Raw genomic sequence first — 13,199 nt, 5'->3', positions numbered from 1 at the left:
GCGAGGCGTGAAAAAAGGGTAAAAAACGGTGTTGCAGGCGGGAGAATGGCTCAGGGAGCCTGTGCCTTTCGCAAAGACGCAAAATCCGCCATCCCTGGCGGGCTCAGCGCGGACCATCCCTGGCCCGCTATGCTTTGCTACAGGCACAGGCTCCCATCGCTTCACGATTCCTGCGGCCTGCCAGAACTGCGGCAGGCACCGTGCGCAGGAGTCAGCGCACAGAACTAATCTTTATGAACCGGGAACTCCATCTCGCTGTACTTCACGAAACGGCTGCCGCGCGTCAGCTTGTAGCCGAACCAGATGATCAGGAACAGCGGAAGGCCGATGTAGGTGGCCGCTACGCTGTACCAGTCGATCGTGTCGTTGAGAAACGCCTGATAGTTCTGACCCAGCGTGATGATCAGGCAGAGCACAAAGGCGAAAATCGGACCCAGCGGGAAAAAGCCGGAGCGGTAAGGCAGCGCGTTCAGGTCACGTCCCTGAGCGACATAGCCGCGACGGAAGCGGTAGTGACTGATCGCGATACCGAGCCAGGCGATAAAACCGGTCATGCCTGAGGTGTTCAGCAACCAGAGGTAAACCTCCTGATTGCCAAATTTCGAGGTCAGGAAGCAGAGTCCCGCCACCACCGTCGTCGCCCAGAGTGCATTACGCGGCACGCCGCCTTTAGAGAGTCTGGCGAAAATCCGCGGCGCTTTGCCTTCACAGGCCAGGTTGTAAAGCATACGGGTTGAGGCGTACATACCGGAGTTACCCGCTGACAGCACGGCCGTCAGGATCACCGCATTCATCACCGCCGCCGCTGACAGCAGACCGGCATTCTGGAACACCAGGGTGAACGGACTGACGCTGATATCGTTGATGTCATTGTGCAGCAGCTTGGGATCGGTGTACGGCAGGATCAGGCTGATAATCAGAATCGCGAAGACGTAAAACAGCAGGATACGCCAGAAGATCTGCCGCACCGCACGCGGGATATTTTTGGCCGGATCTTCAGATTCGCCCGCCGCGATACCGATCAGCTCGGTGCCCTGGAAGGAGAATCCCACAATCATCGCCACGCCAATCATCGCCGCAAAACCGCCCGCAAATGGCGCTTCGCCCACCTGCCAGTTATGCCAGCCCGCGTGTTCTGCACCGCGCATAATGCCGGTGATCATCAGCACGCCAACCACGATAAAAATCACCACGGTGGCCACTTTGATCAGCGAGAACCAGTATTCCGCTTCACCAAAGCCTTTGACGGAGATGTAGTTGAGCAGGAACATCAGGCCCAGGAACAGCGCGCTCCAGATCCAGCCTGGCGTGTCGGGGAACCAATAATTCATCACCAGCTGTGACGCCACCAGATCAACCGCGATGGTTACCGCCCAGTTGTACCAGTAGTTCCAGCCGAGTGCGAAACCAAAGCCCTCTTCGACATATCTTGCGCCGTAGGTGGCAAACGACCCGGACACGGGCATAAATGCCGCCAGTTCACCCAGGCTGGTCATCAGGAAATAGACCATCAGACCGATGAGCATATAGGAGAGAAGTGCTCCGCCGGGTCCGGCCTGAGCAATAGTGGCACCTGATGCGACAAACAGGCCGGTTCCGATGGAGCCGCCGATGGCGATCATGGTGAGATGACGTGCTTTTAGTGCACGCTGTAACGCAGGTTGTTGTGTTGTTTTTGAGTCATTATGCATGTGTAAACGCTACGAAGGGTAAAAATGAGGCGAGATTGTAGCAGCCAGCTCGCCTCTGTATAGCGGAGCCACGCTGTTATTAGTTAAGTTCATGATCGCGCCCGAATTATTAGCGGTCACTCACGGCAGTAGGATAAAAAGCGCGTCAGCGCTTTGGAAATATGCTTCTGCCGGTGATGGATGCGATAGAGCGTCCGGGTCAGGCGCGGCAGCGGAATCGCCAGTTCGATCAGCGTTCCCGCCTCCAGCAGATCGGCGATCACCCGGCGCGACAGGCAGCTGATCCCCATGCCGTGGCGCACCGCATGTTTAATCGCTTCAGAGTTGCCAAGCTCCATCCCCAGCTGAAAGCTCGGCAGGTGAGACAGCAGCAGATAATCGACGATTTCACGGGTGCCGGAGCCGCGTTCACGCAGGATCCAGGGGGCGTCCGCCAGCGTTTTCAGGGTGACCGGCTGCTGCAGAACAGGCGCATCCGGCGCGGCAAACACTACCAGCTCATCCTCCAGCCAGGGTTCACTGACCAGTTCAGTCATATGGCACGGCCCCTCAATCAGGCCGACATCGACGCGGAAGTCGGAGACCGCCTGAATCGCATCCTGACTGTTGCCCACGCTCAGCTCCAGCGGCAGGCCGGGAAAATCGCGTCGCCAGGCCGCCATCATGCCCGGCAGCAGATAGTTACCGATGGTGCTGCTGGCGAAGATGCGGATGGCCCCGTTGTCCTCTTTGAACAGCTGCTCAATCTCCCCCGCCTGCTCCAGCAGACCTACAGCGCGGGGATAAAGCAGGCGGCCATGTTCGTTCAGCACCAGTCGTTTACCGACCCGATCAAAGAGCTGAACCCCAAGCTGACTCTCCAGATCGGCCAGCGCCGCGCTGACCGCCGACTGCGACAGCGCCAGCAGCTGCGACGCCTGGGTCGTCGAGCCACTCTTGAGCACTTCGGTAAAGACTTCGATTTGCCGCAGCGTAATGTGCATCGTCGATCCTTAAGTCTGTTAATGTCTGACGAGATAGATGATCAGCGCCAGCCAGATCAGCCCCACCACCACCAGCCAGCCTGCGATTTTTTTGCCGCGGGAACGCCGGGATGCGGCCCTTTCGCTGCTGCTGATGCGCACCTCACGCGGCAGCAGGCGCAGCAGCAGCATAACACCGGTCGGGATAATGACCGCGTCATCCAGCAGTCCCACAAACGGGATCACATCCGGGATGAAATCGATCGGGCTGACGCCATAGGAGACCAGGCCCAGCATGCCCAGCTTGTTCCACCAGGGCGTGCGCGGGTCGCGAAAGGCGAACCAGAGTACCAGCACATCCCTCTTGATCAGCGTTGCCCAGCGGCGCAGACGCAAAACGCTCATAATGTCGGCCTTATCGTTTATTCCGGTTGATTATAAATATATTATCAATTTCACTTTTAAGCCAGTGCGCGCCATGATCGACACTCACTGAAGAGGAGTGACCCTTATGGCCGAACTGAGCATCGTTAAAACGCACAATCCCGTTGTGCGCCTGTTTCCCGGTCTGCTGCTGACCGCCGCGCTCGCCGCTGCGGCGAACTGGCTGGCGCAACAGCCGTTAATCGCGGGGCTGGGACTGGGTTCACTGACGCTGGCGATCATGCTGGGCATCGTGGTCGGTAATAGCGTCTGTTCCCCTCTCTCGTCACACTGCGACAGCGGCGTCGCGCTGGCGAAGCAGAAGCTGCTGCGGCTCGGGATTATCCTGTTTGGCTTTCGTATTACTTTACAGCAGATTGCCGATGTCGGCGTCAGCGGCATCCTGATCGATGCGCTGACCCTGAGCAGCACCTTCTTTATCACCTGTCTGCTGGGTATCCGGTTACTGAAGCTGGATCGCGAAACCGTCTGGCTGATCGGGGCAGGCAGCAGCATCTGCGGTGCGGCAGCGGTGCTGGCGACCGAGCCGGTGGTCAAAGCCGCGCCGTCGAAAGTCGCGGTGGCCATCGCGACCGTGGTGCTGTTCGGCACGCTGGCGATCTTCATCTATCCCCTGCTCTGGCCGCTGGCGCATCATCTGTTTCCGGCTCTGAGTGCTGCACAGTTTGGCGTTTTCACCGGCTCCACGATTCATGAAGTGGCGCAGGTGGTAGCAGCCGGACACAGTATCAGCCCGGAAGCCGAAAACAGCGCGGTTATTGCCAAGATGCTGCGGGTGATGATGCTGGCCCCATTCCTGCTCTGCCTGGGGACGATGCTGCGCGGTGGGCGTCAGGGCGGCGCCCGTCAGCCGGTGACCTTTCCCTGGTTTGCCTTACTGTTTATTGCGGTCGCGCTGTTTAACTCGCTGCAGCTGCTGCCTGCTGCGCTGGTGGCCTCACTGAATCAGCTGGCTGGCCTGCTGCTGGCGATGGCGATGGCCGCGCTGGGCTTAACCACCCGTTTCAGCGCGCTGCGTGAAGCGGGCGTTAAACCCCTGCTGCTGGGTGCGCTGGTCTTTGGCTGGTTAATCGCAGGCGGTGGCACGATCAATCTGCTGGTGCAACATTTCATGGGCTAACCGCATCGGGTATCATGCCGTTTCATCCGTGCATAGCCCCAGGAGAAAGGCATGAAATATATTGGCGCACACGTCAGTGCGGCAGGGGGAGTGGATCAGGCCGTGATCCGCGCCCATGAATTAGAAGCCACCGCCTTCGCCCTCTTTACTAAAAATCAGCGTCAGTGGAAGGCCGCCCCGCTGACCACTGAGGTCATTGATGCTTTTCGCGCCGCCTGCGAGACTTATCACTTCACATCACAGCAGATCCTGCCGCACGACAGTTTTCTGATTAACCTGGGCCATCCGGTTGAGGAGGCGCTGGAGAAATCCCGCGCGGCCTTCATTGATGAACTGCGGCGTGCTGACCAGCTGGGGCTGACGCTGCTGAACTTCCACCCCGGCAGCCATCTGCATCAGATCGATGAGGAGAGCTGCCTGAAGCGCATCGCCGAGTCGATCAATGTCGCGCTCGACCAGACGCAGAACGTTACCGCCGTCATCGAAAATACGGCCGGTCAGGGCAGTAATCTGGGCTTCCGCTTCGAGCATCTCGCCACCATTATTGAGCATGTCGAAGACAAATCGCGTGTCGGGGTCTGCATTGATACCTGCCATGCGTTTGCCGGCGGGTATGATCTGCGAACCGAGGCAGACTGCGAAGCGACCTTTGCCAGCTTTGAGCGCATCGTCGGTTTTCACTATCTGCGTGGCATGCACCTGAACGACGCCAAGAGCGCCTTCGACAGCCGCGTTGACCGCCATCACAGTCTGGGAGAAGGAAACATCGGCAGGACGGTGTTCAGCTGGCTGATGAAAGATCCCCGCTTCGATGGCATCCCGCTGATTCTGGAAACCATCAATCCCGATATCTGGAAAGATGAGATTGCGTGGCTGAAAGCCGAACAGCAGGCTTAAAAAAAGGAGCCTGAAGGCTTTTCCAGACGGTGATGACATGATGCCGAGGGAAGCAGCCTTATCAAAGCAAACAGGGAGCCATCTGGCTCCCTGTTTATTTCACTTCCGCGTATCAGGCTTTCGCCAGCTGCTCTTCCGGACGTTTCAGTACCGCGTAGCTCAGACCCGCAATCGCGGTGCCGATGACGATCGCCATCAGATAACCGAGTACCGGGGTAATCGCACCCGGGATCAGCAGAACGAACAGCCCACCGTGCGGCGCCATCAGTTTTGCGCCAATCGCCATGGAGATGGCACCGGTCACCGCGCCACCCACGATGCAGCAAGGCAGAACACGCATCGGGTCGCGGGCTGCGAATGGAATCGCACCTTCAGAGATAAAGCAGAGACCCAGAACCAGCGCCGCTTTGCCCCCTTCCTGCTGACCTTTGTTGAACTTACGACGCGCAACCAGCGTAGCCACACCCATCGCCAGCGGTGGCACCATGCCGGCGGCCATGATGGCGGCCATCGGGGCATACGTCTGCGAGCTCAGTAAGCCAACGCCAAACGCGTAAGCCACCTTATTCACCGGACCACCCATGTCAGTACACATCATGCCGCCCAGAATCGCGCCCAGCAGAACCGCGTTCGCGGTGCCCATATTCGCCAGCCAGTGGGTCAGACCGTTCATGATGCCCGCAACCGGTTTGCCTACCACGTAGATCATCAGCAGGCCGGTAATCAGACTGGCAAACAGCGGAATAATCAGTATCGGTTTCAGCGCTTCCATACTCTGCGGCAGTTTAACTTTGCCGCTGATCAGCTTCGCCGCATAACCGGCAATGAAGCCCGCGATAATGCCACCTAAGAAGCCGGCGTTGATGCTGGTGGCGATCATACCGCCAATCAGACCCGGGGTCAGACCCGGACGGTCAGCGATGGAGAAGGCGATAAAGCCCGCCAGTACCGGCACCATCAGGGCAAAGGCGCTGCCACCACCGATTTGCATCAGGGCAGCCGCCAGCGTGCCCGGCTCTTTAAATGCGGTGATACCAAAGGCAAATGAGAGTGCGATGCTCAGACCGCCTGCGACCACCATCGGCAGCATATAGGAGACGCCGGTCAGCAGATGACGATACGCCCCTGCGCCGCCCTGCTTTTTCTCCTCTTCTGCGCTGGCGTTGCTCTGTCCGCTGGCAGCCGCTTTATAAGGCTTCGCTTCGGCTACCGCTTTATCCAGTTCCTGGGCGGTTTTCTTCAGCGCCAGTCCGGTTGAGGTGCGGTACATCGGCTTACCGGCAAATTTCGCCAGGTCGACTTCGATATCGGCGGCCACGATCACCAGATCGGCTGCTGCCACTTCTTCCGGGGTAATGGCGTTACCGGCCCCGACTGAACCGCGGGTTTCAACTTTCACCCACCAGCCGCGACGGGTTGCTTCGGCCTGAATCGCCTCAGCCGCCATAAAGGTGTGCGCCACGCCGGTCGGACAGGCGGTAACGGCAACCACACGTTTCTGCGCGCCAGCCTGAGCCGGAGCCGCAGCAGATGCGCCCGCCGGTGTCGCCACCGCAGCCTGCGACTGCCATGTCCTGGCTTCTGCTTTCGCGCGGTTCAGAAAGGTTTCCGGCTCACGGACGGCCAGCTGGACATCGCCCTGCCAGAGCGCTTTGCCGTTCAGCGCCGCGTCGTCCGGCACGTTTTTACCCAGCACAATCACCAGTTCAGCATCGGCAGGGTTTTCAGTCAGGGTCAGGCCCGCAGCAGCTGCCGCAGCAGCCAGGCGCTGTTGCGCCATGTAAGCGGAAGCCAGTCCCAGTGTAGGGTCTTTTATCAGCAGCGTTTTCATTATCGCTCTCCTGCTGTCAGTTAACGGGTTGTAAGTCGACACGCGCCATCATGGCGGCCAACTGAGTTCGATCGGATACACCAACATTACTCTGGCTGACGGCCATCGCCGCCACGGCAGTGGCAAGACGCAGCGTATGCTCGCTGGACTCGCGCATCAGCAGACCATAAATCAGGCCGCCCACCATCGAGTCGCCGGCACCCACGGTGCTGACCACATCGCAGACCGGGGGTTTGGCAATCCATTCGCCGGAGGCGTTGACCCACAGCGCCCCTTCTGCGCCCAGTGAAATCACCACATGAGCGATGCCCTGCTCACGCAGTTCATGCGCGGCACCAATCACATCCTGCAGCGTCGGCAGTTTGCGACCGGCCCAGATCTCCAGCTCACGGCGGTTAGGCTTCACCAGCCACGGGGCGGCCTTCAGTCCTGCCACCAGCGCCTCACGGCTGCTGTCAAAGATGATGCACGGGCAGTGGGTGCGCAGTTCGGTCATCCAGCGGGTAAAGGCGTCGTGATCGACCCCTTCCGGCAGACTGCCGCTGACGCAGACCATATCGAACTGGCCCAGCCAGGTCAGGGAGTCGGTGGTGAAGCGATCCCAGTCCTGACCCGTCACCTGAAAACCGGAGAAATTCAGATCGGTCACATCGCCGGTCTGTTCGGTGAGTTTCACGTTGATGCGGGTGCGGCCTGGCACCACCTGAAAACGGTTAGCAATACCCAGCTCGCTGAACAGCTGCTGGAAGCCATCCTGATTCTCTTTGCCCAGGAAGCCGCCGACGGTCACGTCAATGCCCAGATCTTTCAGGACTTTGGCAACGTTAATGCCCTTGCCCGCCGCATGCAGTCCGGTGGTTTTCACCAGATTGACTTCGCCGCGTTCAATTTCAGGGGTATAGCCCACCAGGTCATACGCCGGGTTCAGCGTAATGGTGGCGACACGTCTGCTCATGCTGCCCCCTCGCCCAGACCACTGCTGATCGCCTCTTCAATGGCGTTCAGCGCCTGCTGAGCATCATCGCCGCTGGCGGTAAAGCGCAGGCGATGCCCTTTCTTCACGCCCAGCGCGACCACTTTCATCAGGCTGCGACCATTGGCAGGCTTACCGCTGCCGTCGAGGTTGGTCACGGTGATCTCGCTGTTGAACTGCTTGATAACGCTGACCAGCGCCGTGCCCGGACGGGCATGCAGGCCATGTTCGTTGCGGATGGTGAATTCAGCGGTCAGCACGTCAGCCTGCTCATCGACTTCGCTGGTCAGCAGCGCATAAACGCCTGCGGCATCCGCTTTCAGCAGACGATCGGCTTTCCCCTGCTGCAGTAAGGCGCTCAGATAACCCAGCACCTCCAGCGGACGTTCATCGGTGGCCGACACGCTGATCAGCATCGCAGCCGATTCGCCCTGATGGTCGAAGGGATGGGCAGCACGGCTGATCGCCACGCCACTGCGCAGGTTGCCCAGGCTGCTGTCGCTGAGCCAGATGCCCTGCCCCAGGTTCAGCGGGGAGACTGAAACCACATCCGCCACATAGCTGGCATCCACAACGCCAGCGGATTGCAGACGACCGGCGTTCATCGCCTGTAGGGTGATCAGGTCGCTGGCCGCGACATCAAGGGTAATCAATGCGGTGTCGAAGCTGAATTCGGCGGCTTGTTTCTCGCCCATCAGCAACGCACGAAGATCTTCAGCAGAGGCGGTTTTCAGCTGTTCGGCAACGGAGTCATCGCTCAGAACGTGGGTCAGCTGACGCAGCAGCGCCAGATGCTCATCAGACTTCGCGGCAATGCCGATGGCGACATAGGCGGTCTGATCGTCACCCCAGGCAATGCCCTGCGGGAACTGAAACACCTGAACGCCGGTTTTCAGCACCAGATCGCGGGTGTCTGTGGTGCCATGAGGGATAGCGATGCCGTTACCGAGAAAGGTGGAGGTTTGCTGTTCGCGCGCCAGCATGCCGTTGACATACCCTTCAGTCACATTGCCCGCCGCGGTTAACGCGGCAGCGACCTGACGAATGGCCTCTTCTTTATTCTGGGCGCTGGCTCCGGTATGGATAGCCTGCAATTCGAGCTGGAACATAATTCTCCTCGCTTGCTGAGATTGAATCGTTTCAGCCGGTGGGGAGATTTTTGCGTCGCACTGTCAGGGACAGGTTGCCGGACCACCGCTGAAACGTTTCAGGGATTGTGGTACAGCGCGATTCTGCAGGCAAGAAAATGCGCAAACGGCGTAGCAGATTTTTGATGTTACGCACATTTCATGACGGTTGTGAGGCAGAAAGGCCGATCCGGCTGAAGCTGTTGCTGTAAGGCAACCACGCCGTCAGAAAAACGTCAGCTGCGTCAGCGCCTCAGGGGGCCGTATCCGCTTCCAGCTGCAGCAACCAGGTCATCGCCTGCTCGCGCGAGTCGCCGCACATGCTCGCTTGCGGCTGCAGCCCGGAACAGACGGCGGGACGCAGGGGCGAACCAAAGAGTTTGCAGCGCAGCAGCGCATCAAGCTGAATGCAGGGGGTATTGGCGGGCTTGCCGTCGGGCATACCGGGGATGGGGGATGAGATAGAGGGTGCCGTGCAACAGGCACCGCACTGGCTACGGCATTGCATGCTGAGCTCCGGCAAAGAAAGTCGCGGCGACAATAGCAGTCCGGCGCGACAATTACCATGAATGCGGCGGCCTGACGCAAAATTTCGCACCCGCGATATTGCCAGTTTTCACCGGCGCGAGTAACGTTGCGCGCACTTCACTCTCAAGATAGCGAGAACAGCAATGCCAAAAGCCAACGAAATCAAAAAAGGGATGGCCGTCACGCACAACGGTAAACTGCTGCTGGTTAAGGACATTGATGTCCAGAGCCCCAGCGCACGCGGTGCCGCCACCCTCTATAAGATGCGCTTTACCGATGTCCGCACCGGTTTAAAAGTTGAAGAGCGCTTTAAGGGCGACGAGATTATTGATGCGATTTCGCTCAGCCGTCGCAGCGTGACCTTCTCTTATATAGATGGTGACGAATATATCTTTATGGATGACGAAGACTACACCCCCTACACCTTCAAACGCGATCAGATCGAAGAAGAGCTGCTGTTTATTCCGGAAGGAGGCATTCCGGGTATCCATGTGCTGACGATGGAAGGCCAGGTGCTGGCACTGGAACTGCCCCAGACGGTCGATATGGAGATCGTTGAAACCTCGCCGGGTATCAAAGGTGCTTCTGCCAGCGCCCGCACCAAACCCGCCGGAATGAGCACCGGCCTCTCGATTCAGGTGCCGGAATATCTGAGCAACGGTGACCGCATCCGCATCCATATTGCCGAACGTCGCTATATGGGGCGCGCTGAGTAAGCGAGGGCGGGAAACCGAACGTGATAATGTTATAGTATTACATTATCACGCTATCCCGGCAGGAGCCTTTCCCATGACGCGCGTTAATCTCATCACCGGTTTTTTAGGCAGCGGAAAAACCACCCTGCTCTGCCATCTGCTGGCCGCCAGGCCCGCAGGCGAACAGTGGGCCGTGCTGGTCAATGAATTTGGCGAAATCGGCATCGATGGCGCGCTGCTGGCGGATCGCGGCGCGACGCTGAAAGAGATCCCTGGCGGCTGTCTCTGCTGCGTCAATGGCCTGCCCATGCAGGTCGGGCTGAATATGCTGCTGAAGAGCAGGCCCGATCGTTTGCTGATAGAGCCGACCGGCCTGGGGCATCCGCGCCAGGTGCTGGAGATGCTCAGCGCACCGGTCTATCAGTCGTGGCTGCAACTCAATGCCACCCTGACGCTACTCGATGCGCGCCAGCTTGCCGACCCGCGCGTGGTCGCCGATGAGAACTTCCGCGACCAGCTGGCCGCCGCCGACATCATTATCGCCAACAAGCGCGACTGCTGGGAGGACGAAGATCGTCAGCGTATGACTGACTGGCAGCAGCAGATGCAGCCGCCACGTCCGGTGATAGCGACCGAGTTTGGCCGGATTCCCTCCGGCCTGCTTGATACGCCGCGCCAGCCACGTGAACTCCCCCTGCCACACCACCATCACCCTCACACGACGAAACCGGCGAGCGGACTGGCCGCCTTACAGCTGGAAGGAGCGGCGCGCTGGCGGCGGGCGCTGAACCACGGACAGGGCTATAGCGCCTGCGGCTGGCTGTTTGATGGTGACACGTTATTTGACGCCGCTGCGCTGCTGGAGTGGGTCCGGCAGGCGCCGGTGGATCGGATCAAAGGCGTGATGCGCATCCGCGAAGGCACAATGCGTATTAACCGTCAGGCAAAAGAGTTGCAGAGTGAGACACTCGCCGCCGCGCCATCTGACAGCCGCATCGAGATTATTCATTCTGAGCAGGCTGACTGGAATCGGCTACAATCGGCGTTGTTGAAGTGCCGTTTACGCTAACAGAGGTATTGTCGGCGGTTATTTTTTTAATTGAGCTTACTTATGCGCGCAATTCGTCTTATTACTATCCTGCTGCTGAATGCCCTGGGCGTCGTGCTCTTTCTTTCGTGGTATCTGCCGCCTCAGCATGGTTTCTGGTTCGGCATCGATAAATCCATTTTTTATGGCTTCAATAATCAGATGGTGACCCATCCACTGTTTGCGCTGATCGTCGCCATCACCAACTTCCGTGGCTTTGATGTGGTGTCACTGCTGGCGATGGGCCTGCTGTATCTGTCGATCTGGCGACATGAAGCGCCTCAGGCACGTCGCCGGATGCTGGCTATCGGTATCACCATGCTGCTGACTGCCGTGGTGCTGAATCAGTTGGGGCATCTGCTGCCGGTGAAACATTCCAGCCCGACCCTCTTCTTCGAAAACGTGCATCGCGTCAGTGAGCTGACCGGCATTCCCGCTAAAGATGCGTCGAAAGACAGCTTCCCTGGCGACCACGGCATGATGCTGATTATTTTCGCCTGCTTTATCTGGCGTTATTTTGGTTTGAGCCGTTTTTTAATCGCGCTGGCAATTGTGGTGCTATTTTCTCTGCCGCGCGTCATGGCCGGGGCGCACTGGTTTACCGATATTGCCGTGGGATCGCTGTCCGTGGTTCTGGTGGGTCTGAGCTGGTGGCTTTTAACCCCTGCCAGTGACGCGCTGGTTAACTGGTTTTATCGCAAATTACCGGGAAAATATAAGCCCGTGAGGTAAATGTTAAGCGCGGTCGGTTTATTTGACAGGATGTTAACTGCCCGCGCTAATAAAAAACAGCTCATCATTATTAGTCTGCTAATTAAAATAGCGAGAGGAAAAGGTTATGACCCCGCCAGGTGGTTAAATAGTCGTCACCCGCCGCTGTCAATAAAGAAAATTCCAGAATCCGTTTCTATGCGCCGAATTGGCGCCCCTTTTACCGCTTGTTATCGCCATCATTTCCCCATAATTGTTGCTAAATTAGTCAGCGTGTTACGGTTTGATTTCACATCAAAAAAACCTATATAAAATTGATTAAAAGCACTCGCCACGGCGTGTGTAATCAGTTAACCTCAGTCCCTGTGAGGCATTAGCGGCAGAAAATTCGGATTTTTACCGTGAAAAAATGTGTCCATTAACACATTTTAGTCATTAAGGATTTGTCTTAGTCTGTCTCGCTTATTAATCTCCCTGTTTTGTTATCTGGCTGGCGACAATTCTGTCGTAAGGACATCGAAGGAAAACCCGAATAATGGTCAAGTCTCAACCAATACTGAGATATATTTTGCGGATTGTGCCCGCACTGGCGCTGGCAACCCTCCTCTCAGCTTGTAGCAGTACCCATAGCAATCAGAACGCGAATAACGAGAATCATGAAGTTAACAACCAGAATGGTTTTTTACTTCAGGCGTCTCAGGATGAGTTTGAAGAAATGGTGCGTAATGTCGACGTTAAGTCGCGCATCATGGAACAATACGCCGTCTGGAAAGGTGTGCGCTATCGTCTCGGTGGCGATACCAAACGCGGAATCGACTGTTCCGCCTTTGTACAACGTACCTTCCGCGATCAGTTTGGCTTAGAATTACCCCGCTCCACCTCTGAGCAGCAGGACACCGGCAGAGAGATTACCCGCAGTAAACTGCGTCCGGGCGATCTGGTGATGTTCCGCGCAGGTTCAACCGGTCGTCATGTCGGGATCTATCTGGGCAACGATAACTTCGTTCATGCCTCAACCAGCAGTGGCGTCATGATCTCCAGTCTGAATGATGACTACTGGAAAAAGCGTTACCGTGAAGGGCGCCGGGTACTGAGTCGTAACCCGTCCTGATCCTCAGATTCGATTTTCTCTC

Annotated in this window: 13 protein-coding genes; 6 read left to right on the top strand and 7 right to left on the bottom strand. The window is 57.8% G+C overall.

Going from position 1 to position 13,199, the window contains the following annotated elements:
* Window positions 1–224: 224 nt before the first annotated feature.
* The 3 genes from HFD92_RS08750 to HFD92_RS08740 form a co-directional block, all read right to left on the bottom strand.
* Window positions 225–1,691 (bottom strand): amino acid permease, encoded by a 1,467-nt coding sequence (locus HFD92_RS08750; protein WP_167428779.1) that lies wholly within the window; start codon window positions 1,689–1,691, stop codon window positions 225–227.
* A 116-nt stretch (window positions 1,692–1,807) separates the two neighbouring features.
* Window positions 1,808–2,674 (bottom strand): DNA-binding transcriptional regulator YeiE, encoded by an 867-nt coding sequence (gene yieE / locus HFD92_RS08745; RefSeq protein ID WP_009089154.1) that lies wholly within the window; start codon window positions 2,672–2,674, stop codon window positions 1,808–1,810.
* 18 nt (window positions 2,675–2,692) lie between these two features.
* Window positions 2,693–3,058, bottom strand: coding sequence for a YkvA family protein (locus tag HFD92_RS08740; protein WP_167428778.1), 366 nt, complete (start codon window positions 3,056–3,058; stop codon window positions 2,693–2,695).
* Window positions 3,059–3,164: 106 nt separating this feature from the next.
* Between HFD92_RS08740 and HFD92_RS08735 the strand changes: the two genes are divergently transcribed.
* Window positions 3,165–4,217, top strand: a complete 1,053-nt coding sequence (locus HFD92_RS08735) for a YeiH family protein (RefSeq protein ID WP_167428777.1) — start codon at window positions 3,165–3,167, stop codon at window positions 4,215–4,217.
* A 51-nt stretch (window positions 4,218–4,268) separates the two neighbouring features.
* Complete coding sequence (gene nfo, locus HFD92_RS08730; protein WP_140029056.1) at window positions 4,269–5,114, top strand: deoxyribonuclease IV; 846 nt, start codon at window positions 4,269–4,271, stop codon at window positions 5,112–5,114.
* Between the two features lie 112 nt (window positions 5,115–5,226).
* Here the strand turns inward: nfo and fruA are convergent, their stop codons facing one another.
* The 4 genes from fruA to HFD92_RS08710 all read right to left on the bottom strand — a co-directional run bounded on the left by fruA (window position 5,227) and on the right by HFD92_RS08710 (window position 9,553).
* Window positions 5,227–6,945, bottom strand: coding sequence for a PTS fructose transporter subunit IIBC (gene fruA, locus HFD92_RS08725; protein ID WP_046102236.1), 1,719 nt, complete (start codon window positions 6,943–6,945; stop codon window positions 5,227–5,229).
* 16 nt (window positions 6,946–6,961) lie between these two features.
* Window positions 6,962–7,900, bottom strand: coding sequence for a 1-phosphofructokinase (gene fruK, locus HFD92_RS08720; RefSeq protein ID WP_009089145.1), 939 nt, complete (start codon window positions 7,898–7,900; stop codon window positions 6,962–6,964).
* Window positions 7,897–9,027 (bottom strand): fused PTS fructose transporter subunit IIA/HPr protein, encoded by a 1,131-nt coding sequence (gene fruB, locus HFD92_RS08715; protein ID WP_167428776.1) that lies wholly within the window; start codon window positions 9,025–9,027, stop codon window positions 7,897–7,899. Before fruB ends, fruK begins: the two co-directional genes overlap by 4 nt.
* A gap of 271 nt (window positions 9,028–9,298) precedes the next feature.
* Entirely contained in the window at window positions 9,299–9,553 is a 255-nt protein-coding gene (locus tag HFD92_RS08710) for a YkgJ family cysteine cluster protein (protein ID WP_009089140.1), read from the bottom strand.
* A 163-nt stretch (window positions 9,554–9,716) separates the two neighbouring features.
* Between HFD92_RS08710 and yeiP the strand changes: the two genes are divergently transcribed.
* The 4 genes from yeiP (at window position 9,717) to mepS (ending at window position 13,177) form a co-directional block, all read left to right on the top strand.
* Window positions 9,717–10,289, top strand: a complete 573-nt coding sequence (gene yeiP, locus HFD92_RS08705) for an elongation factor P-like protein YeiP (protein ID WP_009089138.1) — start codon at window positions 9,717–9,719, stop codon at window positions 10,287–10,289.
* Between the two features lie 73 nt (window positions 10,290–10,362).
* A complete protein-coding gene (locus HFD92_RS08700) occupies window positions 10,363–11,337 on the top strand; it encodes a GTP-binding protein (RefSeq protein ID WP_167428775.1) in 975 nt (324 codons plus the stop codon).
* Window positions 11,338–11,379: 42 nt separating this feature from the next.
* Window positions 11,380–12,087, top strand: a complete 708-nt coding sequence (locus HFD92_RS08695; protein ID WP_154927616.1) for a phosphatase PAP2 family protein — start codon at window positions 11,380–11,382, stop codon at window positions 12,085–12,087.
* Window positions 12,088–12,601: 514 nt separating this feature from the next.
* Complete coding sequence (mepS, locus tag HFD92_RS08690) at window positions 12,602–13,177, top strand: bifunctional murein DD-endopeptidase/murein LD-carboxypeptidase (RefSeq protein ID WP_154927615.1); 576 nt, start codon at window positions 12,602–12,604, stop codon at window positions 13,175–13,177.
* Window positions 13,178–13,199: the final 22 nt, after the last annotated feature.

The organism is Pantoea sp. EKM101V, from assembly GCF_011800325.1.
Taxonomy (GTDB): Bacteria; Pseudomonadota; Gammaproteobacteria; order Enterobacterales; family Enterobacteriaceae; genus Pantoea; species Pantoea anthophila.
The sequence above is the reverse complement of the archived record's forward strand: the minus strand, read 5'-3'. Positions and strand labels throughout refer to the sequence as shown.

Excerpts from the sequence above, each read along its gene's own strand:
- HFD92_RS08750 (WP_167428779.1), bottom strand. The coding sequence starts at position 1,691 with ATGCATAATGACTCAAAAACAACACAACAACCTGCGTTACAGCGTGCA.
- yieE (WP_009089154.1), bottom strand. The coding sequence starts at position 2,674 with ATGCACATTACGCTGCGGCAAATCGAAGTCTTTACCGAAGTGCTCAAG.
- HFD92_RS08740 (WP_167428778.1), bottom strand. The coding sequence starts at position 3,058 with ATGAGCGTTTTGCGTCTGCGCCGCTGGGCAACGCTGATCAAGAGGGAT.
- HFD92_RS08735 (WP_167428777.1), top strand. The coding sequence starts at position 3,165 with ATGGCCGAACTGAGCATCGTTAAAACGCACAATCCCGTTGTGCGCCTG.
- nfo (WP_140029056.1), top strand. The coding sequence starts at position 4,269 with ATGAAATATATTGGCGCACACGTCAGTGCGGCAGGGGGAGTGGATCAG.
- fruA (WP_046102236.1), bottom strand. The coding sequence starts at position 6,945 with ATGAAAACGCTGCTGATAAAAGACCCTACACTGGGACTGGCTTCCGCT.
- fruK (WP_009089145.1), bottom strand. The coding sequence starts at position 7,900 with ATGAGCAGACGTGTCGCCACCATTACGCTGAACCCGGCGTATGACCTG.
- fruB (WP_167428776.1), bottom strand. The coding sequence starts at position 9,027 with ATGTTCCAGCTCGAATTGCAGGCTATCCATACCGGAGCCAGCGCCCAG.
- HFD92_RS08710 (WP_009089140.1), bottom strand. The coding sequence starts at position 9,553 with ATGCAATGCCGTAGCCAGTGCGGTGCCTGTTGCACGGCACCCTCTATC.
- yeiP (WP_009089138.1), top strand. The coding sequence starts at position 9,717 with ATGCCAAAAGCCAACGAAATCAAAAAAGGGATGGCCGTCACGCACAAC.
- HFD92_RS08700 (WP_167428775.1), top strand. The coding sequence starts at position 10,363 with ATGACGCGCGTTAATCTCATCACCGGTTTTTTAGGCAGCGGAAAAACC.
- HFD92_RS08695 (WP_154927616.1), top strand. The coding sequence starts at position 11,380 with ATGCGCGCAATTCGTCTTATTACTATCCTGCTGCTGAATGCCCTGGGC.
- mepS (WP_154927615.1), top strand. The coding sequence starts at position 12,602 with ATGGTCAAGTCTCAACCAATACTGAGATATATTTTGCGGATTGTGCCC.